Below are 21,832 nucleotides of genomic sequence, written 5' to 3'. Positions count from 1 at the left end.
TTTTATTCGGACCAACGTGGCCGACCAGCCAGTCACGAGTGCTGGGATCGTCCGGGCGCCGCGTCTGACGACCACCCGCCGCGGCGACGCCAATTCTGGCGCGCCGCGCTTAAGCGAAGATTAAGTGTCGGCGCGGCGCTGGCCGCAAGCCGGCGGCGCTACGCCTCACTGCGCGCCTCGCGCCAATGCCGCATACGCCGGGCCATCTGCTGCATTGTGCCAGAGCGCCGGGCGCTTACCCGAGATACCGCCCGGTCGCCTGTCGCAGAAGATGAACGACGCAAAAACATAGTGCCGGATCAAGCCGTGTGCGCGGCGATGCGCCGCTCGTTTGCGAGCGCCGCGCCTTTTATGGTCTAATGACCTTTGACGAAACAGGGGTGCTTCGCACTTGAGCGGCGTGGTCTTCACGCTGCGGCAGCGAGGCTGAGAGAGACCCTTTGCACCCGATCCGGGTAATACCGGCGCGGGAAGTTTCCGGAAGCAGCCAGTCTTCCATTCCCCGCCGGGCGGCGTACTTGAGAAGAGCACGCCTGTTGCCCGGCCGGCCTTGCCCGCCGGTTTCGTCCTGGGTACGCGCTTCTTGTTGGCCGTACGGAAAGGACTCGATGACCGCCTATTGTTCAGTTATGTGTTTTGCTCCTTGTCGCGTCGCCAATGACGCGCGCTGCATCGCTTTTGCGCAGCGCATTGAATCGGAGCTTGCCCGATGAGCCGCGCCGCGCAACATTCCGATTTCGCCGTGCTCGGTGGCGGCCTGTGCGGGCGCCTCGTCGCGTGGCGGCTTGCCGGCGAGGGCCATCGCGTGGCGCTCTATGAACGCGGCGACGCCGCCGGTTCGCAGGCCGCCGCGTGGGTCGCCGCGGCCATGCTGGCGCCGCTCGCCGAAGCCGCCAGCGCCGAATTGCTGATCACGCGTCTGGGCGCGGCATCGCTCGACACCTGGCCGCAAGTGCTGGCCGAACTGCCGGAGCCGGTGTTCTTCCAGCGCAATGGCACGCTCGTGGTCTGGCATCACGCGGATCGAACCGAGGCGCCGTTGTTCGAAAGACGCGTGCGCTCGAACGCCCCGGCCGAATTGCTCGACGGCGGCTTTGTCACGCTCGCCGGCGCGCAACTCGGCGCGGCCGAGCCCGCGCTCGCAGGGCGCTTCAACCAGGGCTGGCTGTTGCCGCGTGAGGGACAACTGGACAACCGCCAGGTGCTGCGCGCTCTTGCGGCGGGGCTCGCGCAGCGCGGCGTGCGAACCCATTGGAATTCGCCGGTGCGCGACGACGCGCTGCCGCCGGCGCGCGTGACGATCGACTGCCGCGGTCTCGGCGCCAAATCCGTGCTGCCGACGCTGCGCGGCATACGCGGCGAAGTGGCGCGCGTGCATGCGCCTGGCATCCGGCTGACCCGGCCGGTGCGGCTGCTGCATCCGCGCTATCCGCTCTATATCGCGCCGAAGCAGGACGACCTTTACGTGATCGGCGCGACAGAAGTGGAAGGCGAGGACATGTCGCCTGTCAGCGTGCGTTCCGCGCTGGAACTGCTGAGTGCGGCGTTTTCGGTGCATCCGGGCTTTGGCGAGGCGCGCATTCTCGAGCTGAATTCGCAGTGCCGTCCGACCTTGCCGGACCATCGGCCGGCCTTGCTGTGGGACGGCAGCCAGACGCTGCGTGTGAACGGGCTGTACCGGCACGGCTACATGATCGTGCCCGAAGTCGCCGACGAAGCCGCGCGCTTTGCGGCGGCGCTGCTGGACGGACGCATCGGCGACGCCGACGCGTTCGCGGACTGGCAGCGCGGCGCGCGCTGGAGCGAGCTGTTCCAGCAGGACCGCGCGCGGGAGCCGGCATGAGCGCCGGCTCGCGGTGCGGCGCTGCGGGCGCTCGCGCATTGGCCATCGACTGAACGTAATTGAACGCCATGGACATTCATATCAATCAGAAGCCGTTGTCGCTGCCCGAAGGCGCGACTGTCGCGGATGCGCTCGCCGCGTACGGTGCGCGGCCGCCGTTTGCCGTTGCGCTGAACGGCGATTTTGTCGCGCGTACGCAGCATGCTGCGCGTGCGTTGCAGCCGGGCGACAAGCTCGATGTGGTGCAGCCGGTGGCCGGCGGTTGAGCACGGTTGGCGCGCCAGGTGTGATGAACGTGAGGCAGGCGCCGCGCAAGACCCAGGCGACGCCCTCGCACCGATCACGCACCGACGCACCGACCACGCACCGACTACGAACCAAACCGCCCACGCTAATCCACGCAATCGCCGCCCTGCATTGCCGGAGACCAGATGATGCAAATGACTTCCCCCCAAACCGCCGACACCCTCACGCTGTACGGCCAGACCTTCGCAAGTCGCGTGCTGCTCGGCACGTCGCGCTATCCGTCGCTGCAGGCGCTGTCCGATTCGATCGACGCCGCGCGACCCGGCATGGTGACTGTCGCGCTGCGTCGGCAGATGAACGAAGGCGGCGCCGAAGCCGGCTTCTTCGATCTGCTCAAACGCCACGGCGTGCCGCTGCTGCCTAACACGGCCGGCTGCCTGACCGTCGGCGAGGCGGTGACCACCGCGCACATGGCCCGGGAAATTTTCGAAACCGAGTGGATCAAGCTGGAACTGATCGGCGACGACTACACGCTGCAGCCCGATCCGGTCGGCCTGATCGAGGCGGCCGCGAAGCTCGTCAAGGACGGCTTCAAGGTGCTGCCGTATTGCACCGAAGATCTGGTGATAGGCCGCCGTCTGCTCGACGCGGGCTGCGAGGCGCTCATGCCGTGGGGCGCGCCTATCGGCACCGGCAAGGGCGTGATCAATCCGTATGGCTTGCGGGTGTTGCGCGAACGGCTGCCCGACGTACCGCTGATCGTCGACGCGGGGCTTGGCGTGCCGTCGCATGCGGCGCAGGTGATGGAATGGGGCTTCGACGGCGTCCTGCTCAACACGGCGGTGTCGCAGGCCACCCATCCCGAGGCCATGGCGCGCGCGTTTGCGCTGGGCGTCGAAGCGGGTCGCGAAGCGTTCCTCGCCGGGCCCATGGCCGAGCGCGAAAGCGCGCACGCGAGCACGCCGGTGGTCGGCATGCCGTTCTGGCATCAGGATGGGAGCGCCGCATGACGCAGACATTGGCTTTGAAAGACCGCGACCTGTTCTGGCCGCCCGCCGACGAACTCACCGAAGCCACCGAGCGCATCCGCGCCCGGCTCGGCGACTGGCCGCCCACGCACGCGCCGTGGCGCATCTGCCTGACTGCCCCGGACGAGCCGAACGGCGGCGATCTGATCGTCGTCGCCGACGCCGCCCGGCATGGCGAGCAGATGGCGCGCTGGCTCGTGCAGGGCGCGGCCGTGGTCGAAGCCGCCGAGCACAAGGCGACGCTGCACCTGGGCGGCGAAAAGTACCGGCTGGAAGGGCATCTGGCGGAAGACTGGATTGCCGCGCTCGCCGCGTTTCTGGATTGCGGTTTCGATCCCCACGACGCGCTCGTGCTGGCGCTGGCCTGGCGCGACGGCGACGAAACCCGCACCCATGCCTGCGGTGACTCGTTCCCTTGCGATCTCGCGACGTTTCCGCGCGTCGCCGGTCTGCCGCAGGCGCCGGCCGAGGCATTCGCGCGCTGCCCCGAACGGCTCGGGCTGTATCCGGTCCTGCCGAGCGCGGAGTGGGTCGAGCGAGTGCTTGGCTTTGGCGTGAAGACGGTCCAACTGCGCCGCAAGTCGGCCCATCCCGCCGACGAACTCGAGCGCGAAATAGCCCGCTGCGTGGCGGCTGGCCGGCGCCACGACGCGCAGGTTTTCATCAACGATCACTGGCAGGCTGCGCTCGAGGCGGGCGCCTACGGCGTACACCTCGGCCAGGAGGACGTGCACACGGCGGACCTCGCCGCGCTGGCGACGGCGGGCATCCGTCTCGGCTTGTCGACGCACGGCTTTTACGAAATTCTGAAGGCGCTGCATTTCCGCCCCAGCTATATTGCGCTCGGCGCCGTGTTCCCGACCACCACGAAAGTCATGCCGACCGCGCCGCAAGGGCTCAAGCGCCTTGCTCGCTACGTCCGCCTGCTCGAGGGTGTGGTGCCGCTCGTGGCGATCGGCGGAATCGACCTGCAGGTGCTGCCTGCGGTGCTGGAAACCGGCGTCGGTTGCGCGGCCGTGGTGCGCGCGGTGACAGAAGCGGCCGATCCCGCAGCCGCCGTTGCCGCGCTGCAACAAGCGTTTACGCAATAATCGTTACGTTTCGTTAAGGAGAGGGCACCTCACGGCAACTTTTGCATGATGGCCCTATAATTCGGCCTTCCCTGTAAAAGGACTGTCAGTCAGTGTTTTCCTCTTCCGAGACCCTTCTCGAACTGCGCGACGTCGACTTCGGTTACGGCGACCGGCTCGTACTGTCGAACCTGAATCTGCGCTTTCAGCGCGGGCAGGTGGTCGCGGTCATGGGCGGCTCGGGCTGCGGCAAGACCACCGTGCTGCGGTTGATCGGCGGTCTGGTGCGCGCGCAGCGCGGCGAGATCCTTTTTCACGGCCAGAACGTCGGCGCGCAGACCCGCGGGGGCCTGTACGCGCTGCGCCGCAAAATGGGCATGCTGTTCCAGTTCGGCGCGCTGTTCACGGACATGTCGGTATTCGAGAACGTGGCGTTTGCGCTGCGCGAGCACACCGATCTTCCCGAGGAACTGATCCGCGACCTGGTGCTGATGAAGCTCAACGCTGTCGGCCTGCGCGGCGCGCGCGACCTGCTGCCTTCGGAAATTTCCGGCGGTATGGCGCGGCGCGTGGCGCTCGCGCGCGCCATCGCCCTCGATCCCGAACTGATGATGTACGACGAGCCGTTCGCCGGCCTCGACCCGATCTCGCTCGGCATCACCGCGAACCTGATCCGCGCGCTCAATCAGGCGCTCGGCGCGACGTCCATTCTGGTTACGCACGACGTGCCGGAATCGTTCGCCATTGCCGACTACGTCTACTTCCTCGCTAACGGCGGCGTGCATGCCGAGGGCACGCCCGCGCAATTGCGCGAGTCGACCGATCCGACCGTGCGGCAGTTCATCGACGGCGCGCCCGACGGCCCGTTCAAATTTCACTATCCGACGAAGACGCCGCTCGCGGCCGACTTCGGCGTGGGCGGAGGTCGGGCATGATCGGCTCGTTGATCAGCACAGTCGGCCGTTCGGTGCTCGACGGCCTCGGCACGGCCGGCTACGCCACGCGCTTCTTCTTCCGGTTGTTGTTCGAATTCTTCCCGCTGCTGCGCCGTCCGCGCCTTGTCACGAAGCAGATCCACTTCGTGGGTAATTATTCGCTCGTGATCATTGCGGTGTCGGGGCTGTTCGTCGGCTTCGTACTCGGTTTGCAAGGCTATTACACGTTGAACCGCTACGGTTCGGAACAGGCGCTCGGGCTGCTGGTCGCCCTGTCGCTCGTGCGCGAACTCGGGCCGGTGGTCACGGCGCTGCTGTTCGCCGGGCGCGCCGGCACCTCGCTGACCGCCGAAATCGGCCTGATGAAGGCCGGCGAGCAATTGACCGCAATGGAAATGATGGCGGTCGACCCGGTCAAGGTCGTGGTGGCGCCGCGTCTGTGGGCCGGGATCATTTCCATGCCGATCCTCGCCGCGATCTTCAGCGCCGTCGGCGTGCTGGGCGGCTATGTGGTCGGCGTGTTGCTGATCGGCGTGGACGCCGGCGCGTTCTGGTCGCAGATGCAAGGCGGCGTGGACGTCTGGCGCGACGTGGGCGCGGGCGTCGTCAAAAGCGTGGTGTTCGGCCTTGCCGTGACGTTCGTGGCGCTCTTCCAGGGCTATGAAGCGCGGCCCACGCCGGAAGGCGTGTCGCGCGCCACGACCAAAACGGTCGTGTACGCGTCGCTCGCGGTGCTCGGCCTCGATTTTCTGCTGACCGCGCTGATGTTCAGCTAAGGCTGTGTTGCCTGCCGGACGCTGCGGCGCTGGGCGCGCGCGGCGTAACCACGGCGAGGCGACGACGGCGCGGCGGATTCACTTTGGGATGACAATGAAAAAGACTGCTCTCGACTTCTGGGTCGGCCTGTTCGTGGTGTTGGGTTTCGTGGCGTTGCTGTTTCTCGCGCTGAAGGCCGGCAACATGAGTTCGCTGTCGTTCCAGGCGACCTATCCGGTCAAGCTGAAGTTCGACAATATCGGCGGCTTGAAGGCACGCGCGCCTGTGAAGAGCGCGGGCGTGACGGTCGGGCGGGTCGCCTCGATCGGTTTCGACAGCAATGCCTATCAGGCGCTCGTCACCATCGACATCGACAGGCAATACCAGTTTCCGAAAGATACGTCGGCGAAGATTCTGACTTCGGGGCTGCTCGGCGAGCAATACATCGGGCTCGAGCCGGGCGGCGATTCCGAAATGCTCAAAGCCGGCGACACGATTTCCATGACTCAATCGGCAATCGTGCTGGAAAACCTGATCGGACAGTTCCTCTACAGCAAAGCGGCCGATTCGGGCGCATCCAGGCCGGGCGCGGCGCCTGCGGCACCGGCGGCAGCACCCGCGGCGGCGCCCACGGCGGCTGTGCCCGCTTCCGGCTCGGCCGGTCAATAAGGAGAACAACAATGCAGACCTCACAGGCCGGAGGCGCGCGCGTCTTCCGGGTGGCCAGACTGGCCGTCGCGGCCGCGGCGCTCGCGGGTTGTACCACGGTGCAGACGCCCACCAAGGGCGATCCGCTCGAGGGGCTCAACCGCACCATCTTCACCGTCAACGACAAACTCGATCAGTACGCGCTGAAGCCGGTCGCCAAGGGCTATGTGTTCATCACGCCGCAGCCGGTGCGCGACAGCGTGACGAACTTCTTCTCGAATATCGGCGACGTCTATATTGCGGCGAACAACCTGCTGCAATTGAAGATCACCGACGGTGTTCAGGACATCATGCGGATCGTGATCAACACGGTCTTCGGGGTCGGCGGCCTGTTCGACGTGGCGACGCTCGCGAAGCTGCCCAAGCACGACAACGACCTCGGGCTGACGCTCGGCCACTACGGCGTGCCGGCGGGCCCGTATCTGGTCCTGCCGCTGTTTGGCCCGAGCACCGTGCGCGACGCGGTCGGCTCGATCGGCAATTACTATGTCAACCCGCTCAGCTATGTCGATCCTGCAGGCTTGAGCTGGGCGCTGTACGGCCTGAACATCGTCAACACGCGCGCGAATCTGCTGAACGCGAGCGACGTGCTGGAAGGCGCCGCGCTCGATAAGTATTCGTTCGTGCGTAGTGCGTATCTGCAGCGCCGCCAGTATCTGCTGTCGGACGGCAAGCAGTCGCAGGCGCTGCCGAATTACGGCGATGAAGCGCCGCTGCCCAAGTACGACGACGTCGACGGCACGGCTGCCGGCGCGCCGGCCGGCGCAGTGACGGGAACCGCGGGAGCGGCGGGAACGGGCAGTGCTGGCGCTAAGGCGCCGGCCGCTTCCGGCGCGAGCGCCGCCACGGCGCCGCAGGCGGCTTCGGGCGCCGCGGGGGCGGAGAATGCGGCTAACGGCGCGACCAACAGTGCGACCAACAGCGCGACCAATGGCGGTGCCAACAGCGCAGCTGCGCCGCAAACTGCTTCGGGTAGCGCGGAGACGCCCCCGCTCGACATCAACGGCGGTCCGGAAACCACGCAGATCCCCGCGGGGCAACTGGTGCCGCCCACGCGCTTTAACTTCCCGTCGTTCAAGCTGCGTTGACGCGGGCGGTGCGGCCGTAACAGATCGATACGACTCTCGCAGTTTGCGCATGGATTGCCGCTGAACTCGCGTGTTAATGTCCGCTCAAACGGTTGCACTATTTTTTTTGCAAGGCTCGATATGAAAAAATTCTTCCTCTTTCCGTTGTTTGCCGCGCTGTTCTCGTTCATGAGTGCCGCGGCGTCGGCACAAGCTGTGGACAGCAGCGCGCCGGACGTGCTCGTCAAGACGGTCACCGCGCAGGTGATCGACGCAGTGCGCGCCGACAAGTCGATCCAGCAGGGCGACATTTCGCATATCACGCGTCTCGTCAACGAAAAGATCCTGCCGTACACGGACTTCCGCCGCACCACGCAACTGGCGATGGGCCGCAACTGGCGCAGCGCGACGCCTGAGCAGCAATCTCAGGTGGTCGAGCAGTTCAAGATGCTGCTGATCCGCACGTATTCGGGCGCACTCGCGCAGGTGCGCGACCAGCAGATCCAGTACAAGCCGTTCCGCATGAACCCGGACGACACCGACACGGTGGTGCGCTCGGTGGTCATGAACAACGGTTCGCCGATCGAGCTCGACTATCGTCTCTACAAGACGCCGCAAGGCTGGCGCGTGTATGACATCAATGTGCTCGGCGCGTGGCTCATTCAGGCTTATCAGCAGCAGTTCAACGAGCAGATCCAGCAGAAGGGCGTCGACGGACTGATCCAGTTCCTCACGCAGCGCAACCAGCAACTCGCCGCGGGCAAGCAGTCGTGAGCGAAGTGCTGAGCCCGGTCGCCAATCGCTTCGCGAGCGGCACGACGCTGACCCACGCGAGCGCGAGCGCCGCGCTCGCGGCGGGCCTCGAGCGGATCGCCGCAGGCGCGCGCGGTGTCGACTGCGCGCCGCTCACGCAGTTCGATTCGTCGGCGCTCGCTGTGCTTCTCGCGTGGCGGCGGGCCGGCGAGGCGCGCGGCGGTGCGTTCGAAGTGCACAATCTGCCGGCTGGCTTGGCGAGCCTCGCGCAAGCCTACGGCGTGGACACGCTGATCGCCGGCGCCGGCCAAGGCGTGAGCCCGGACTGAGCGGTCTTGCGCCTACCGGCGTTTCTCTTTGCACTTCCGTTGCTGTCAGGTGCTATCAGCTTTACCAAACACGGTGTCGCCGGGTTGCCGCCGGCACCGTGTTCGCACCGCCCGGCGCGCTGATTGCGCGACCTCCAATCCCCCCAACTGAGATAGGGCCGTCAGGTTTTGCCCTATAATCAACCGTTTTTTGGGGCATGCTTCGGGCCACCGAACCCGCCTCAACTCCGTTCTTTCCAGCATTTTTGCGCCCGCCCAGGGCTCTTTTAAGCGCCGCGACGCACGTGGCGCACTGTCATGTCAGCCATCGAAATTCGTAACGTCAAGAAGCGCTACAAGGACTTGCAGGCGCTCAAGGGCGTCAGCCTCACGGTAGAAGAAGGCGAGTTCTTCGGGCTGCTCGGTCCGAACGGCGCGGGCAAGACAACGCTCATCAGCATTCTTGCGGGCCTCGCGCGCGCGGACGAAGGCAGCATCGCCGTGCGCGGCCACGACGTGGTGGACGACTTTCGCTTGGCCCGTCGCGCGTTGGGCGTGGTGCCGCAGGAACTCGTGTTCGATCCGTTCTTCACCGTGCGCGAAACCTTGCGCATCCAGTCGGGCTACTACGGGCTGCGCAACAACGACGCGTGGATCGACGAGATCATGGCCAACCTCGATCTCACGGACAAAGCCGACGCCAACATGCGCGCGCTGTCGGGTGGCATGAAGCGCCGCGTGCTGGTCGCGCAGGCGCTGGTGCACCGGCCGCCCGTCATCGTACTGGACGAGCCGACCGCCGGCGTGGACGTCGAGCTGCGCCAGACGCTGTGGAAGTTCATTTCGCGTCTGAATCGCGAAGGGCATACGATCGTGCTGACCACGCACTATCTGGAAGAGGCGGAATCGCTGTGCGACCGCATCGCGATGCTGCGCCGCGGCGAGGTTGTGGCGCTCGATCGCACGAGCACGCTGCTGCAACGCTTTGCCGGCATGCAGCTATTCGTGCGCTTCGCGCAGGGCGTCTTGCCCGCCGAGTTGCGGCCGCTGGAAGCGGAAGGCGGCGCAGGCAACGGCAATGGCCGCCAGCATCTGCTGCGCCTCGCGAGCTATGACGACGTCGAGAAAATTCTCGCGCAATGCCGTGCGGCAGGCTGCACGTTCGAGGAAATCGAGGTCCGCAAGGCGGACCTCGAAGACGTATTCGTTCAGATCATGAACGGTCCGGAAGTGATCGAGGGGCTCGCATGAGCGGCTATAGCGGTTTCGGCACGCTGTTCTACAAGGAAATACTGCGCTTCTGGAAGGTGTCGTTTCAGACGGTGCTTGCGCCCATCATCACGGCGCTGCTGTATCTCACCATTTTCGGCCACGCGCTGCGCAATCACGTGCAGGTTTATCCGGGCGTCGAATACACAAGCTTTCTCGTGCCGGGCCTCGTGATGATGAGCGTGTTGCAGAATGCGTTTGCGAACAGTTCGTCGTCGCTGATCCAGTCGAAAATCACCGGAAATCTGGTGTTCGTGCTGCTGCCGCCGCTGTCGCACTACGAGATGTTCGCTGCCTACGTGCTGGCGGCGGTCGCGCGTGGTCTCGCGGTCGGCTTCGGGGTGTTCATCGTGACGATCTGGTTCGTGCCGGTCAGCTTCACGGCGCCGCTCTACATCATTCTGTTTGCGATTTGCGGCGCGGCGATTCTCGGCACGCTCGGCCTGATCGCGGGCATCTGGGCCGAAAAGTTCGATCAGCTCGCCGCGTTCCAGAATTTCCTGATCATGCCGCTCACGTTTCTCTCGGGCGTGTTCTACTCGACGCATACACTGCCGCCAGTGTGGCGCGAGGTGTCGCGGCTCAATCCCTTTTTCTACATGATCGACGGCTTTCGCTACGGTTTCTTCGGGATGTCGGATATCAATCCGCTCGAGAGCCTTGCGATTGTCGCCGGTTTCTTCGTGGTGCTGGCCGTGGTGGCGATGCGCATGCTCGCGTCCGGCTACAAGCTGCGCCACTGACGAGGAGCTTCTCTCATGTTGCCGACTCCTGAACAGGTCAAGCAATACATCGCCGCTGGACTCGCCTGCCAGCATCTCGAAGTCGAAGGCGACGGTCAGCATTTCTTTGCGACCATCGTTTCCCCGAGCTTCGAGGGCAAGCGGCTGATTCAGCGTCATCAACTCGTGTACGCGGCGCTCGGCGACCGCATGCGCGAAGAAATTCACGCGCTCAGCATGAAAACGCTGACGCCCGCCGAATGGCAGAACGCGTAATCTGGAAATTTAGTGCGAATTACTCAGGAAGGGCGCGACGCGGGCAGCGGCGCGCCGAACACAATTCAAGCAGTCCCGGCTCAGGGCCGGGTCGATCAGGAACAGACAGGCATGGACAAACTCGTCATTGAAGGTGGCTACCCGCTGTCGGGTGAGGTCGTTGTCTCGGGTGCGAAGAACGCGGCGTTGCCTATTCTATGCGCGAGTTTGCTGAGCGCAGAGCCGGTGCAGCTCGAGAACGTGCCCGATCTGCAGGACGTGCGCACCATGCTCAAGCTGCTCGCGCAGATGGGCGTGCGCATCGAAAGCGGCGAGGGCCGCGTGTCGCTCGACGCGTCGAAAGTCGACAACCTCGTCGCGCCGTACGAAATGGTGAAGACCATGCGCGCGTCGATCCTCGTGCTCGGGCCGCTCGTCGCGCGCTTCGGCCACGCGCGCGTGTCGCTGCCTGGCGGCTGTGCAATCGGCGCACGTCCGGTGGATCAGCACATCAAGGGCCTGCAGGCAATGGGCGCCGAAATCACGATCGAGCACGGCTTCATCGAAGCGCGCGCAAAGCGTCTGAAGGGCGCGCGCATCATCACCGACATGATCACGGTCACGGGCACCGAAAATCTGCTGATGGCGGCGGTGCTCGCGGAAGGCGAGACGGTCATCGAGAACGCGGCGCGGGAACCCGAAGTGGGCGATCTGGCGCATCTGCTGGTGCAGATGGGCGCGAAAATCGAAGGCATCGGCACAGATCGTCTGGTCATTCAGGGCGTGGACAAGCTGCATGGCGCGAAGCACACGGTGATTCCGGACCGCATCGAAGCCGGCACGTTCCTGTGCGCGGTGGCGGCTGCGGGCGGCGACGTCACGCTGCGCCACGTGCGCCCGCAGATTCTGGAAGCGGTGACCGCGAAGCTGCGCGAAGCGGGCGTCACGATCGAGGAAGGCGAGGACTGGATGCGCGTTCGCATGGACACGCGCCCGAGCGCGGTGTCGTTTCGCACGTCCGAATATCCGGCGTTCCCCACCGACATGCAGGCGCAATTCATGGCGCTGAACGCGGTCGCGCAAGGCAAGGCGCAGGTCGTCGAAACGATCTTCGAAAACCGCTTCATGCACGTGCAGGAACTCAACCGGCTCGGCGCCAACATCACCACGGACGGCAAGACTGCGCTTGTCACGGGCGTCGACAAGCTGTCGGGCGCGAAAGTCATGGCGACGGATCTGCGCGCGTCGGCGAGTCTCGTGATCGCGGCGTTGCGCGCGGAAGGCGAAACGCTGATCGACCGCATCTACCATCTGGACCGCGGTTACGACCGGATGGAAAGCAAGCTGAACGCGATCGGCGCGAAGGTGCGCCGCATCTCCGGGAGCGAGGCATGAGCTCGACGCCGCAAACCTCGAGCTCTCCCGCGGTGAGCGCGCCGCTCACGCTGGCTTTGTCGAAGGGGCGTATCTTTGAGGAAACGCTGCCGCTTCTCGCCGCGGCCGGTATTGAAGTGGCCGAAGATCCGGAAAGCTCGCGCAAGCTGATCCTGCCGACCACCGACGCGAATCTGCGCGTGATCATCGTGCGCGCGACCGACGTGCCGACCTACGTGGAGTACGGCGCGGCCGACTTCGGCGTGGCGGGCAGGGACGTGCTGCTCGAACACGGCGGCAGCGGCCTGTATCAGCCGGTGGATCTGGACATTGCGCGCTGCCGCATGTCGGTCGCGGTGGCCGAGGATTTCGATTATGCGAACGTGGTGCGCCAGGGCGCCCGCTTGCGCGTTGCGACCAAATACGTGAAGACGGCGCGCGAGCATTTTGCGGGCAAGGGCGTACACGTCGACCTGATCAAGCTGTACGGTTCGATGGAACTGGCGCCGCTCGTCGGCCTGGCGGATGCGATCGTCGACCTGGTCAGCTCTGGCAATACCCTGCGCGCGAACCATCTCGTGGAGGTGGAGGAAATCATGCAGATTTCGTCGCGCCTCGTTGTGAACCAGGCAGCGCTGAAGCTCAAGCGCGCCGCATTGCGGCCGATTCTCGACGCGTTCGAACGCGCGTCGAAAGCCGGCCTTGCCGCCGCCTGACATCTGGACGGAACCAGTCTGAGCTTGCTTTAAAGCGCGCCTAACCGAAACGGATACCCGTATGTCTATCAAGATTCGCAAACTCGATTCCGCCGCTTCCGACTTCAGGAAGTCGTTGCACGCGGTGCTCGCGTTCGAGGCGAGCGAAGACGAAGCAATCGAGCGCTCGGTCGCGCAGATCCTGAGCGATGTGAAGGCGCGCGGCGATGCGGCGGTGCTCGAGTACACGAACCGCTTCGACCGTCTGAACGCACAGAACGTCGCGGCGCTGGAGCTGCCGATCGCAGAACTGGAAGCGGCGCTCGAAGGTCTGGAGCCGAAGCGCCGGGCCTCGCTCGAAGCCGCGGCAGCGCGTGTGCGCGGCTATCACGAGAAGCAGAAGATCGAATGCGGCAGCCATAGCTGGCAATACACGGAAGCCGACGGCACGGTGCTCGGGCAGAAGGTAACGCCGCTCGACCGCGCGGGCATCTACGTGCCGGGCGGCAAGGCGGCGTATCCGTCGTCGGTACTGATGAATGCGATCCCGGCGCGGGTGGCGGGCGTGCGCGAAATCATCATGGTCGTGCCCACGCCGGACGGCGTGAAAAATCCGCTGGTGCTGGCGGCTGCCTTGCTCGGCGGCGTGGACCGGGTGTTTACCATCGGCGGCGCGCAAGCCGTGGCCGCGCTCGCGTACGGCACCGAAACGGTGCCCGCAGTCGACAAGATCTGCGGCCCGGGCAACGCTTATGTGGCGTCGGCCAAGCGCCGCGTATTCGGCACGGTGGGCATCGACATGATTGCCGGGCCGTCCGAAATTCTGGTGCTGTGCGACGGCACCACTGATCCGCGCTGGGTCGCAATGGACCTGTTCTCGCAGGCCGAGCACGACGAACTCGCGCAGTCCATTCTGCTGTGTCCGGACGACGCGTTCATTGGCCGCGTGCACGATGCGATCGACGAACTGCTGCCCACCATGCCGCGCCGCGACGTGATTCAGGCGTCGCTGGAAGGCCGCGGCGCGCTCGTGAAGGTGCGCGACATGGCCGAAGCCTGCGCGATTGCCAACGACATCGCGCCCGAGCACCTGGAAATTTCGGCGCTGGAGCCGCATCAGTGGGGCCAACTCATCCGCCATGCGGGCGCGATTTTCCTTGGCCGCTACACGAGCGAGAGTCTCGGCGACTATTGCGCCGGGCCGAACCACGTCCTGCCTACGTCGCGCACCGCACGGTTTTCGTCGCCGCTCGGGGTCTATGATTTCTTCAAGCGCTCGAGCCTGATCGAGGTGAGCGCGGAAGGCGCGCAGACGCTCGGCGAGATCGCTGCCGAGCTGGCTTACGGCGAAGGCTTGCAGGCGCACGCCCGCAGCGCGGAATACCGGATGCGCCAAGGTAGCTGAGCGGCGCAGTGCGGACGCGCAGCAAGGCGCCGACGATAACGACAACACAGACCAACCCGGCGCGGCAGGCCTGCCGCGCAACGAGGCATGTCCGAAGCGTTCCCTGCTCCCGATTTGGGGCACCGCGCACGGCACCGGCCGACTGAATTATGACGACACCTCAAGACATCATTCGCCAAGACGTGCTCGCGATGACGAGCTATCCCGTAGCGGACGCCACGGGCTACATCAAGCTCGACGCGATGGAAAATCCGTTTCCGCTGCCGCCGGTGCTGGCCGCGCATCTCGGCGAGCATCTGGCCGGCGTCGCGCTGAACCGTTACCCGGCGCCGCGCCCGGAAGCACTCATCGACAAGATCAAGCGCGTGATGGGCGTGCCGGCCGGTTGCGACGTGCTGCTCGGCAACGGTTCAGACGAGATCATCAGCATGCTGTCTATGGCGTGCGCGAAGCCGGGCGCCAAAGTGCTCGCGCCGGTGCCGGGTTTCGTCATGTACCAGATGTCGGCGAAGCTCGCGAATCTCGAGTTCGTCGGCGTGCCGCTGAACGCCGATTTCACGCTCGACACCGACGCCATGCTCGCGGCAATCGCAGAGCACGAGCCCGCGGTCATCTATCTGGCATACCCGAACAATCCGACCGGCACCTTGTTCGACGACGCGGACATGGAGCGCATCATCGCCGCCGCGACGAAGAGCCTCGTGGTGATCGACGAGGCTTATCAACCGTTCGCGCAGCAAAGCTGGCTGCCGCGCGCCGACGCGTTCGACAACGTCGTGGTGATGCGCACGGTCTCGAAGCTCGGCCTCGCCGGTATCCGCCTCGGCTATCTGGTCGGCAAGCCCGTGTGGCTCACGGAATTCGACAAGGTGCGCCCGCCGTACAACACCAACGTGCTGACGCAGGCGGCGGCGGATTTCCTGCTGGACCACGTCGACGTGCTCGACTCGCAGGCGGAGAAATTGCGCGAGGAACGTGCGAAACTGGCAGCCGCTGTGGCTGAACTGCCGGGCGCCGAAGTATTTCCGAGCGCCGGCAACTTCCTGCTGGTGCGCGTGCCCGACGCCTCCATTCTGTTCGAAACCCTGCTCACGGCGCGGGTTTTGATCAAAAACGTGAGTAAAATGCATCCATTGCTGGCCAATTGCGTGCGTTTGACCGTTGGTTCTCCCGACGAAAACGCCCAGTTGCTCGCCGCCCTGAAGCTCGTATTGCAATAAGCGGCGGCGTGCCGCTTTCCACCCACACTACTGTCGCTTTCTAGCTCGATTCGAGGAATTACCATGCGCCTTGCGGAAGTCGTTCGCAACACCAGCGAAACGCAGATCCGTGTCAAGATCAATCTGGACGGCACCGGTCAGCAGAAGCTGGCCACCGGCGTGCCGTTTCTGGACCACATGCTCGACCAGATCGCGCGGCATGGCCTGTTCGACCTCGACATTGAAGCGCATGGCGACCTGCATATCGACGACCATCATACGGTCGAGGACACCGGCATCACGCTTGGCCAGGCGGTCGCCAAGGCAATCGGCGAGCGCAAGGGCATTCGCCGCTACGGCCATTCCTACGTGCCGCTCGACGAGGCGCTGTCGCGCGTCGTGATCGATTTCTCGGGCCGTCCGGGCCTGGAGTTCCATGTGCCGTTCACGCGCGCGCGCATCGGCACGTTCGACGTCGACCTGTCGATCGAATTCTTCCGCGGCTTCGTGAACCACGCGGGCGTGACGCTGCATATCGACAATCTGCGCGGTATCAACGCTCACCATCAGCTGGAAACGGTGTTCAAGGCCTTCGGCCGCGCGCTGCGCATGGCGGTGGAACTGGACGAGCGCGCGGCGGGGCAGATTCCGTCGACCAAGGGCAGCCTCTAAGCCACTTATTTACCCGGACCGCGACGCGGTGCACGCGCGCCCGATGTTCAATGGATATTCTGAAGTCGTTTATTTCGCTGCTTGCGCTGATCAATCCGATCGGCGCGATTCCGTTCTTCATGAGTCTGACGGCGCATCAGCACGACGCCGAACGGCGAAGAACGATCCGCGTCGCGGCTATTTCCGTGTTCTGCGTGATTTCGGTGACCACGCTGCTGGGACAGCAGATCATCAGCTTCTTTGGCATTTCGGTCGGTTCGCTCGAAGTGGGCGGCGGAATCATCATGTTGCTGATGGCAATCAACATGCTGAATGCGCAGATCGGCAACAGTCGTTCGACACCCGAAGAGCGCGACGAGGCCGAGCAGAAGGACAACATCGCCGTCGTGCCGCTGGCCATTCCGCTGTTGACCGGCCCCGGCGCGATCAGCACCACGATCGTCTACGCGGCGAACTCGCCGCACTGGTACGACCGGATTGCTCTGATCGTGATAGGCGCCGTGCTGGCGGCGATCTGCTTTTTTTCGCTGCGTCTTGCCGAACCGATTGCCCGCTGGGTGGGTCGCACCGGTATCAACATCGGCACGCGGCTGATGGGTTTGATGTTGTCGGCGCTGGCGGTGGAGTTCATCGTCGACGGATTGAAGGCTTTGCTGCCTAACTTCAAATGAAAACTTCGATAGCGATTGTGGATTACGGCATGGGCAACCTGCGCTCGGTGGCGCAGGCGCTGCGCAAGGCCGCGCCGGAAGCGGACGTGGCGATCGTCGACCAGCCGGAAGCGATCCGCGCGGCCGACCGCGTGGTGCTGCCCGGCCAGGGCGCGATGCCTGACTGCATGCGCAGTCTCGCCGAATCGGGCCTGCAGGAAGCCGTGGTGGAAGCGTCGCGCGAGAAGCCGCTGATGGGCGTGTGCGTCGGCGAGCAGATGCTGTTCGACTGGAGCGCGGAAGGCGACACGCCGGGCTTGGGCCTTCTGCCGGGCAAAGTGCTGCGCTTCGATCTGCAAGGCCAGGTGCAGGACGACGGCTCGCGCTTCAAGGTCCCGCAAATGGGCTGGAACCGCGTGCGTCAGACACAGCCTCACCCACTGTGGGACGGCGTGACGGACAACGCGTTCTTCTACTTCGTGCATAGCTACTACGTAGTGCCGGACAATGCAGCGCATACGTCCGGCGAGACGGTGTACGGCGTGCCCTTTACCTCGGCGGTGGCGCGGGATAACATCTTCGCCACCCAATTTCACCCGGAAAAGAGCGCCGAAGCGGGACTGCGCGTGTATCGCAACTTCGTGCACTGGAACCCGTGAGCCCTTTTATTCCGTCTGCCGCCGCGCCTTGTCCCGCCACCCGCGGGGCCCTCGCCGCGCGCCGCAGCCGCGGCGCCCCGATTGCGCCTTGCGCCGCCTGTGCGCAAGGGCGTAGAAAGAGTTGTACTAAACTAGCGGGACGGCGTTCTGGCGGGCTGGCCGACCAGCCACCGTCGCCGACCTTCAACCCCTTCCCAGACAACACCCGATTGCTATGCTGCTGATCCCCGCCATCGACCTGAAAGATGGTCAGTGTGTACGCCTCAAACAGGGCGATATGGACCAGGCGACGATATTCTCCGAGGAACCGGCGGCGATGGCCCGACACTGGGTCGAACGCGGCGCGCGTCGTCTGCACCTCGTCGACCTGAACGGCGCGTTCGCCGGCAAGCCGAGGAATGAAGACGCAATTCGCGCGATCATCGAGGAAGTGGGCGGCGAGATTCCCGTGCAGCTCGGCGGCGGTATCCGCGACCTGAACACGATCGAGCGCTATCTGGACGACGGTCTCGAGTATGTGATCATCGGCACGGCCGCCGTGAAGAATCCGGGCTTCCTGCAGGACGCGTGCACGGCATTCGGCGGCCATATCATCGTCGGGCTGGATGCGAAAGACGGCAAGGTCGCAACCGACGGCTGGAGCAAGCTGACCGGCCACGAAGTGGCGGACCTCGCGCGCAAGTTCGAGGACTACGGCTGCGAGTCGATCATCTACACCGACATCGGCCGCGACGGCATGCTTCAGGGCATCAATATCGAGGCGACGGTGCGCCTCGCGCGCGCCGTGAAGATTCCGGTGATCGCAAGCGGCGGCCTGTCGAATCTGACGGACATCGAATCGCTGTGCGAAGTCGAGGACGAAGGCATTGAAGGCGTGATTTGCGGCCGGGCCATTTATTCGGGCGACCTGGATTTCACAGCGGCGCAGACTCTCGCCGACCGGTTGCGCGAATCGGACGACGCCTGAACGCGAGGAGCGCGCGTATCCCGCCTGTTCGCATGCTGCGCAATCTCGGCACATCGGGCGGCGAGTGAGCCGCGTCTGCCTGCCACGCGTCGCACCCGCCGGCCGCGACGCGGCTCGCCATCCGGCACATCACCGCTCGCCTGCACCTGGAGCGAGCGGCCTCATCAGCGGTACTGGCAGAATTGCAAGATCATGGCTCTAGCTAAACGCATCATCCCCTGTCTCGACGTTACCGCCGGCCGCGTGGTCAAGGGCGTCAATTTCGTAGAACTGCGCGACGCGGGCGACCCCGTGGAAATCGCGCGCCGTTACGACGATCAGGGCGCGGACGAACTCACCTTCCTCGACATTACCGCCACCTCGGACCAGCGCGATCTGATCCTGCCGATCATCGAAGCAGTGGCCTCGCAGGTCTTCATTCCGTTGACGGTCGGCGGCGGCGTGCGTGCCGTCGAAGACGTGCGGCGCCTGCTCAATGCGGGCGCGGACAAGATCAGCATGAACTCGTCGGCGGTCGCCAATCCGCAACTGGTGAAAGACGCCACCGACAAATACGGCTCGCAGTGCATCGTCGTCGCGATCGACGCGAAGCGCGTGTCAGCAGATGGCGAGCCGCCGCGCTGGGAAGTCTTTACGCATGGCGGGCGCAAGGCCACCGGCCTCGAAGCCGTCGAATGGGCGCGCAAGATGGCCGAACTGGGCGCCGGTGAAATTCTCCTCACCAGCATGGACCGCGACGGCACCAAAAGCGGCTTCGACCTCGCGCTCACGCGCGCGGTGTCCGACGCGGTGCCGGTTCCCGTCATCGCCTCGGGCGGCGTGGGCAATCTGCAGCACCTCGCGGACGGCATCAAGAGCGGCCACGCAGACGCGGTGCTTGCCGCCAGCATCTTTCACTACGGTGAACACACGGTCGGCGAGGCCAAGCGTTTCATGGCAGAGCAGGGCATTTCGGTGAGGTTGTGACGTGGTGAATCCGGCAGCAGTCAATTGGCTCGACAAAGTGAAGTGGGACGCGAACGGCCTCGTGCCGGTCATCGCGCAAGAAGCGTCGACCAACGACGTGCTGATGTTCGCGTGGATGAACCGCGAGGCATTGGCGAAAACCATCGAACTGGGCCGCGCGGTGTATTTTTCGCGCTCGCGTCAGCGCCTGTGGTTCAAAGGCGAGGAGTCGGGCCACGTACAGCATGTACATGAAGTGCGGCTCGATTGCGACGAAGACGTCGTGTTGCTGAAAGTCGAGCAGGTGTCCGGCATTGCGTGCCACACCGGCCGCCACTCGTGCTTTTTCCAGAAATTCGAAGGTACCGCGGACGACGGCGACTGGGTCGCCGTCGACCCGGTGCTGAAAGACCCCGAACACATCTACAAATGACGCAGACCACCCAAGCCGCATCCGCCGCGCCCACGACGACCGACACGCTGATGCGCCTCGCGGCGATCATCGACAGCCGCAAGGGCGGCGATCCGGACGTGTCGTATGTGTCGCGCCTTTTCCACAAGGGCGACGACGCGGTGCTCAAGAAGATCGGCGAAGAGGCCACCGAAGTCGTGCTGGCGGCCAAGGACACGCGCCACGGCGGCGAGACTCGCGCGCTGGTCGGCGAGGTCGCGGACCTATGGTTCCATTGCCTCGTGATGCTGTCGCATTACGACCTGAGCCCGGCCGACGTGCTCGCCGAGCTGGAGCGCCGCGAAGGCATGTCGGGCATCGAGGAAAAGGCGCTGCGCAAGAGCCGCGAACGCGAGCAGAACGGCGACTGAGCGCGCCGTGTGCTCCGGTGCGCTGGAGTTGAGTATTTGGACGCTCCGCCTTGAAGTGGCAAGCGCCGGTACCCACATTGCAGTGAACGCATCCGCACAACCCACCCTCGGGAGGACGCAGCAATGGAACAGTCGCACGAGAGTTACCCGGCGCCGGCTTATCGCCACGCTATCGAGCCGGAGCGGGAACGCAGCCTGCGCACGCTCACACATGTGCTGTACGCGCTGTATGCGGTCCACTGGCTGACGGGCGGGCTGACCATTCTGATCGCGATCATCATCAATTATGTGAAGCGCGGCGACGCGGCGGGCACGGCGTATGAACCCCACTTCGAATGGCAGATCCGCACATTCTGGATCGGCCTCCTGGGCTACGCGATTGGCGCGATGCTGATTTTCGTCGTGATCGGCATTCCGCTGCTGTGGGCCGTCAGCATCTGGATGTTGTACCGTATTATCAAGGGCTGGCTGTATCTGTACGATAACAAGCCGCTAGTCAATCCGCGGGCGTGGTTTTGAATTCGTCCGATGTTTTGCCGGACAGCGGCGCGGCCCGCCGCGCCGTCGGAGATCACGTCTTGCGCTTTAGCCATACCGCTTCAGGAATGCGATGAGTCACGACCCGAATTGCCTCTTCTGCAAGATCGCCGCTGGCGAGATCCCCTCCACCAAAGTGCATGAAGACGAAGAGTTTCTTGCCTTCCGCGACATCCGTCCGGCGGCCGAAACCCATGTGCTGGTCATTCCGCGCAAACACATCGCCACGCTGAGCGATTGCAGCGAAAGCGATGCGCCGCTGCTTGGTAGAATGCTTGTTTTGACCGCGCGTCTGGCCGAGCAATTGGGCGTGGCCTACACCGGCGGCGAAACCGGCTTTCGCACGGTCATCAATACCGGTCCGGGCGGCGGGCAAGAGGTGTATCACCTGCACGCGCACATTCTCGCGGGACCGCGCCCCTGGCAGCGCATGGGCTGACGCGGCAGGCGCGCGAAAGCCGGCAGTGCCGACGGTCGCGGGTTACGCAAGCATTATTTTTGCCGGGCTGTAATTTTGGCGACGCGATTGTCTGGTCACAATACGCGCCGGATCATGGCGGTTCGGCGGCAAGTGCAGCGAATCGGCAAGCGTTGCAATGCTGCTGTAAGGTATAGATGAAGCGCGTTCGCTTCGATTCACGCCGCAAGGCTGACGAATTTTTGCCGCACCGTGGGCGGCGTCGGGGTTAAGGAGAGTAGTCATGGGTTCATTGAGCATTTGGCATTGGTTGATCGTGTTGTTGATCGTGGCGCTCGTGTTCGGCACGAAGAAGCTGCGCAACATTGGCGGGGATCTGGGTGGCGCCGTGAAGGGCTTCAAGGAAGGCATGCGGGAAAACGAAACCCCGTCGGCGGACGCGCAGCAGCGTGAACTGCCGCGCAACGGCGCGGTGGACGTGGAAGCCAAGGAAAAGACCCCGCGTTCGGGCGACTACCGCTAAGCCGCG

28 protein-coding genes and 1 riboswitch are annotated in these 21,832 nt (G+C 64.7%); of the genes, 27 read left to right on the top strand and 1 reads right to left on the bottom strand.

Translation table 11 applies throughout. From position 1 onward, the window contains the following. Positions 1-366 precede the first annotated feature (366 nt). A riboswitch (TPP riboswitch) is annotated at positions 367-490 on the top strand. A 219-nt stretch (positions 491-709) separates the two neighbouring features. The 26 genes from F757_RS0120035 (at position 710) to F757_RS0119910 (ending at position 21,324) form a co-directional block, all read left to right on the top strand. Beyond that, positions 710-1,843, top strand: a complete 1,134-nt coding sequence (locus F757_RS0120035) for an FAD-dependent oxidoreductase (RefSeq protein WP_027212950.1) — start codon at positions 710-712, stop codon at positions 1,841-1,843. A 68-nt stretch (positions 1,844-1,911) separates the two neighbouring features. Beyond that, complete coding sequence (gene thiS / locus F757_RS0120030; protein WP_006052269.1) at positions 1,912-2,109, top strand: sulfur carrier protein ThiS; 198 nt, start codon at positions 1,912-1,914, stop codon at positions 2,107-2,109. A gap of 174 nt (positions 2,110-2,283) precedes the next feature. Then, positions 2,284-3,099 carry a thiazole synthase gene (locus tag F757_RS0120025; protein ID WP_027212949.1) on the top strand — a complete coding sequence of 272 codons (816 nt, stop codon included), beginning with the start codon at positions 2,284-2,286 and terminating at the stop codon, positions 3,097-3,099. Beyond that, positions 3,096-4,208, top strand: coding sequence for a thiamine phosphate synthase (gene thiE / locus F757_RS35320; RefSeq protein ID WP_084530976.1), 1,113 nt, complete (start codon positions 3,096-3,098; stop codon positions 4,206-4,208). The genes F757_RS0120025 and thiE overlap by 4 nt, the downstream gene beginning before the upstream one ends. Before the next feature lie 92 nt (positions 4,209-4,300). Continuing rightward, the gene (locus F757_RS0120015) at positions 4,301-5,122 is read left to right on the top strand and encodes an ABC transporter ATP-binding protein (RefSeq protein ID WP_027212947.1); all 822 of its coding nucleotides are present in this window, start codon (positions 4,301-4,303) and stop codon (positions 5,120-5,122) included. Positions 5,123-5,130: 8 nt separating this feature from the next. Next, on the top strand, positions 5,131-5,898 hold the full coding sequence (mlaE, locus tag F757_RS0120010; protein ID WP_027212946.1) for a lipid asymmetry maintenance ABC transporter permease subunit MlaE: 768 nt from the start codon (positions 5,131-5,133) through the stop codon (positions 5,896-5,898). Positions 5,899-5,992: 94 nt separating this feature from the next. After that, a complete protein-coding gene (gene mlaD, locus F757_RS0120005) occupies positions 5,993-6,547 on the top strand; it encodes an outer membrane lipid asymmetry maintenance protein MlaD (RefSeq protein WP_027212945.1) in 555 nt (184 codons plus the stop codon). A gap of 11 nt (positions 6,548-6,558) precedes the next feature. Continuing rightward, positions 6,559-7,674: an MlaA family lipoprotein gene (locus tag F757_RS0120000; RefSeq protein WP_027212944.1), complete on the top strand. Its 1,116-nt coding sequence runs from the start codon at positions 6,559-6,561 to the stop codon at positions 7,672-7,674. A 120-nt stretch (positions 7,675-7,794) separates the two neighbouring features. Further along, positions 7,795-8,427, top strand: a complete 633-nt coding sequence (locus F757_RS0119995) for an MlaC/ttg2D family ABC transporter substrate-binding protein (RefSeq protein WP_013340684.1) — start codon at positions 7,795-7,797, stop codon at positions 8,425-8,427. After that, positions 8,424-8,735, top strand: a complete 312-nt coding sequence (locus F757_RS0119990) for an STAS domain-containing protein (protein ID WP_027212943.1) — start codon at positions 8,424-8,426, stop codon at positions 8,733-8,735. The genes F757_RS0119995 and F757_RS0119990 overlap by 4 nt, the downstream gene beginning before the upstream one ends. Positions 8,736-9,032: 297 nt before the next feature. Continuing rightward, positions 9,033-9,965, top strand: coding sequence for an ABC transporter ATP-binding protein (locus F757_RS0119985; RefSeq protein ID WP_027212942.1), 933 nt, complete (start codon positions 9,033-9,035; stop codon positions 9,963-9,965). Next, positions 9,962-10,726 (top strand): ABC transporter permease, encoded by a 765-nt coding sequence (locus F757_RS0119980; RefSeq protein ID WP_013340681.1) that lies wholly within the window; start codon positions 9,962-9,964, stop codon positions 10,724-10,726. Before F757_RS0119985 ends, F757_RS0119980 begins: the two co-directional genes overlap by 4 nt. 15 nt (positions 10,727-10,741) lie before the next feature. Next, positions 10,742-10,981 carry a BolA family protein gene (locus F757_RS0119975; RefSeq protein ID WP_006052280.1) on the top strand — a complete coding sequence of 80 codons (240 nt, stop codon included), beginning with the start codon at positions 10,742-10,744 and terminating at the stop codon, positions 10,979-10,981. 111 nt (positions 10,982-11,092) lie between these two features. Further along, positions 11,093-12,355 carry a UDP-N-acetylglucosamine 1-carboxyvinyltransferase gene (gene murA, locus F757_RS0119970; protein ID WP_027212941.1) on the top strand — a complete coding sequence of 421 codons (1,263 nt, stop codon included), beginning with the start codon at positions 11,093-11,095 and terminating at the stop codon, positions 12,353-12,355. Continuing rightward, positions 12,352-13,050, top strand: coding sequence for an ATP phosphoribosyltransferase (gene hisG, locus F757_RS0119965; protein WP_027212940.1), 699 nt, complete (start codon positions 12,352-12,354; stop codon positions 13,048-13,050). Before murA ends, hisG begins: the two co-directional genes overlap by 4 nt. A 61-nt stretch (positions 13,051-13,111) precedes the next feature. After that, positions 13,112-14,434 carry a histidinol dehydrogenase gene (hisD, locus tag F757_RS0119960; RefSeq protein WP_027212939.1) on the top strand — a complete coding sequence of 441 codons (1,323 nt, stop codon included), beginning with the start codon at positions 13,112-13,114 and terminating at the stop codon, positions 14,432-14,434. Positions 14,435-14,583: 149 nt separating this feature from the next. After that, positions 14,584-15,654 carry a histidinol-phosphate transaminase gene (gene hisC / locus F757_RS0119955; RefSeq protein WP_027212938.1) on the top strand — a complete coding sequence of 357 codons (1,071 nt, stop codon included), beginning with the start codon at positions 14,584-14,586 and terminating at the stop codon, positions 15,652-15,654. A gap of 63 nt (positions 15,655-15,717) precedes the next feature. Then, the gene (gene hisB, locus F757_RS0119950; protein ID WP_013340676.1) at positions 15,718-16,305 is read left to right on the top strand and encodes an imidazoleglycerol-phosphate dehydratase HisB; all 588 of its coding nucleotides are present in this window, start codon (positions 15,718-15,720) and stop codon (positions 16,303-16,305) included. A gap of 50 nt (positions 16,306-16,355) precedes the next feature. Then, positions 16,356-16,976, top strand: coding sequence for a YchE family NAAT transporter (locus tag F757_RS0119945; RefSeq protein WP_027212937.1), 621 nt, complete (start codon positions 16,356-16,358; stop codon positions 16,974-16,976). Beyond that, positions 16,973-17,614 carry an imidazole glycerol phosphate synthase subunit HisH gene (gene hisH, locus F757_RS0119940; protein WP_027212936.1) on the top strand — a complete coding sequence of 214 codons (642 nt, stop codon included), beginning with the start codon at positions 16,973-16,975 and terminating at the stop codon, positions 17,612-17,614. The genes F757_RS0119945 and hisH overlap by 4 nt, the downstream gene beginning before the upstream one ends. A 214-nt stretch (positions 17,615-17,828) precedes the next feature. Then, the gene (hisA, locus tag F757_RS0119935) at positions 17,829-18,581 is read left to right on the top strand and encodes a 1-(5-phosphoribosyl)-5-[(5-phosphoribosylamino)methylideneamino]imidazole-4-carboxamide isomerase (RefSeq protein ID WP_027212935.1); all 753 of its coding nucleotides are present in this window, start codon (positions 17,829-17,831) and stop codon (positions 18,579-18,581) included. 192 nt (positions 18,582-18,773) lie between these two features. Continuing rightward, positions 18,774-19,547: an imidazole glycerol phosphate synthase subunit HisF gene (hisF, locus tag F757_RS0119930; RefSeq protein WP_027212934.1), complete on the top strand. Its 774-nt coding sequence runs from the start codon at positions 18,774-18,776 to the stop codon at positions 19,545-19,547. 1 nt (position 19,548) lies between these two features. Beyond that, positions 19,549-19,959: a phosphoribosyl-AMP cyclohydrolase gene (hisI, locus tag F757_RS0119925; RefSeq protein ID WP_027212933.1), complete on the top strand. Its 411-nt coding sequence runs from the start codon at positions 19,549-19,551 to the stop codon at positions 19,957-19,959. Next, a complete protein-coding gene (locus tag F757_RS0119920) occupies positions 19,956-20,348 on the top strand; it encodes a phosphoribosyl-ATP diphosphatase (RefSeq protein WP_013340670.1) in 393 nt (130 codons plus the stop codon). Before hisI ends, F757_RS0119920 begins: the two co-directional genes overlap by 4 nt. Positions 20,349-20,471: 123 nt before the next feature. Continuing rightward, positions 20,472-20,867: a DUF4870 family protein gene (locus tag F757_RS0119915; protein ID WP_027212932.1), complete on the top strand. Its 396-nt coding sequence runs from the start codon at positions 20,472-20,474 to the stop codon at positions 20,865-20,867. Positions 20,868-20,958: 91 nt separating this feature from the next. Beyond that, positions 20,959-21,324, top strand: coding sequence for a histidine triad nucleotide-binding protein (locus F757_RS0119910; protein WP_027212931.1), 366 nt, complete (start codon positions 20,959-20,961; stop codon positions 21,322-21,324). Between the two features lie 42 nt (positions 21,325-21,366). Here F757_RS0119910 and F757_RS35870 read toward each other — a convergent pair whose 3' ends face one another. After that, positions 21,367-21,588 (bottom strand): hypothetical protein, encoded by a 222-nt coding sequence (locus F757_RS35870; RefSeq protein WP_156923680.1) that lies wholly within the window; start codon positions 21,586-21,588, stop codon positions 21,367-21,369. Here F757_RS35870 and tatA point away from each other — a divergent pair. Beyond that, a complete protein-coding gene (gene tatA, locus F757_RS0119905; RefSeq protein WP_013340667.1) occupies positions 21,587-21,826 on the top strand; it encodes a Sec-independent protein translocase subunit TatA in 240 nt (79 codons plus the stop codon). The genes F757_RS35870 and tatA overlap by 2 nt on opposite strands. The last annotated feature ends 6 nt before the right edge of the window (positions 21,827-21,832 follow it).

Origin of the sequence: Burkholderia sp. WSM2232, from assembly GCF_000472545.1 — a bacterium.
GTDB lineage: Bacteria > Pseudomonadota > Gammaproteobacteria > Burkholderiales > Burkholderiaceae > Paraburkholderia.
The sequence above is the reverse complement of the archived record's forward strand: the minus strand, read 5'-3'. Positions and strand labels throughout refer to the sequence as shown.

What these genes read in the sequence shown, in the direction of transcription:
- F757_RS0120035 (WP_027212950.1), top strand. Translation starts at nt 710, where the DNA reads ATGAGCCGCGCCGCGCAACATTCCGATTTCGCCGTGCTCGGTGGCGGC.
- thiS (WP_006052269.1), top strand. Translation starts at nt 1,912, where the DNA reads ATGGACATTCATATCAATCAGAAGCCGTTGTCGCTGCCCGAAGGCGCG.
- F757_RS0120025 (WP_027212949.1), top strand. Translation starts at nt 2,284, where the DNA reads ATGACTTCCCCCCAAACCGCCGACACCCTCACGCTGTACGGCCAGACC.
- thiE (WP_084530976.1), top strand. Translation starts at nt 3,096, where the DNA reads ATGACGCAGACATTGGCTTTGAAAGACCGCGACCTGTTCTGGCCGCCC.
- mlaD (WP_027212945.1), top strand. Translation starts at nt 5,993, where the DNA reads ATGAAAAAGACTGCTCTCGACTTCTGGGTCGGCCTGTTCGTGGTGTTG.
- F757_RS0120000 (WP_027212944.1), top strand. Translation starts at nt 6,559, where the DNA reads ATGCAGACCTCACAGGCCGGAGGCGCGCGCGTCTTCCGGGTGGCCAGA.
- F757_RS0119995 (WP_013340684.1), top strand. Translation starts at nt 7,795, where the DNA reads ATGAAAAAATTCTTCCTCTTTCCGTTGTTTGCCGCGCTGTTCTCGTTC.
- F757_RS0119985 (WP_027212942.1), top strand. Translation starts at nt 9,033, where the DNA reads ATGTCAGCCATCGAAATTCGTAACGTCAAGAAGCGCTACAAGGACTTG.
- F757_RS0119980 (WP_013340681.1), top strand. Translation starts at nt 9,962, where the DNA reads ATGAGCGGCTATAGCGGTTTCGGCACGCTGTTCTACAAGGAAATACTG.
- F757_RS0119975 (WP_006052280.1), top strand. Translation starts at nt 10,742, where the DNA reads ATGTTGCCGACTCCTGAACAGGTCAAGCAATACATCGCCGCTGGACTC.
- murA (WP_027212941.1), top strand. Translation starts at nt 11,093, where the DNA reads ATGGACAAACTCGTCATTGAAGGTGGCTACCCGCTGTCGGGTGAGGTC.
- hisG (WP_027212940.1), top strand. Translation starts at nt 12,352, where the DNA reads ATGAGCTCGACGCCGCAAACCTCGAGCTCTCCCGCGGTGAGCGCGCCG.
- hisD (WP_027212939.1), top strand. Translation starts at nt 13,112, where the DNA reads ATGTCTATCAAGATTCGCAAACTCGATTCCGCCGCTTCCGACTTCAGG.
- hisC (WP_027212938.1), top strand. Translation starts at nt 14,584, where the DNA reads ATGACGACACCTCAAGACATCATTCGCCAAGACGTGCTCGCGATGACG.
- hisB (WP_013340676.1), top strand. Translation starts at nt 15,718, where the DNA reads ATGCGCCTTGCGGAAGTCGTTCGCAACACCAGCGAAACGCAGATCCGT.
- F757_RS0119945 (WP_027212937.1), top strand. Translation starts at nt 16,356, where the DNA reads ATGGATATTCTGAAGTCGTTTATTTCGCTGCTTGCGCTGATCAATCCG.
- hisH (WP_027212936.1), top strand. Translation starts at nt 16,973, where the DNA reads ATGAAAACTTCGATAGCGATTGTGGATTACGGCATGGGCAACCTGCGC.
- hisA (WP_027212935.1), top strand. Translation starts at nt 17,829, where the DNA reads ATGCTGCTGATCCCCGCCATCGACCTGAAAGATGGTCAGTGTGTACGC.
- hisF (WP_027212934.1), top strand. Translation starts at nt 18,774, where the DNA reads ATGGCTCTAGCTAAACGCATCATCCCCTGTCTCGACGTTACCGCCGGC.
- F757_RS0119920 (WP_013340670.1), top strand. Translation starts at nt 19,956, where the DNA reads ATGACGCAGACCACCCAAGCCGCATCCGCCGCGCCCACGACGACCGAC.
- F757_RS0119915 (WP_027212932.1), top strand. Translation starts at nt 20,472, where the DNA reads ATGGAACAGTCGCACGAGAGTTACCCGGCGCCGGCTTATCGCCACGCT.
- F757_RS0119910 (WP_027212931.1), top strand. Translation starts at nt 20,959, where the DNA reads ATGAGTCACGACCCGAATTGCCTCTTCTGCAAGATCGCCGCTGGCGAG.
- tatA (WP_013340667.1), top strand. Translation starts at nt 21,587, where the DNA reads ATGGGTTCATTGAGCATTTGGCATTGGTTGATCGTGTTGTTGATCGTG.
- F757_RS35870 (WP_156923680.1), bottom strand. Translation starts at nt 21,588, where the DNA reads ATGACTACTCTCCTTAACCCCGACGCCGCCCACGGTGCGGCAAAAATT.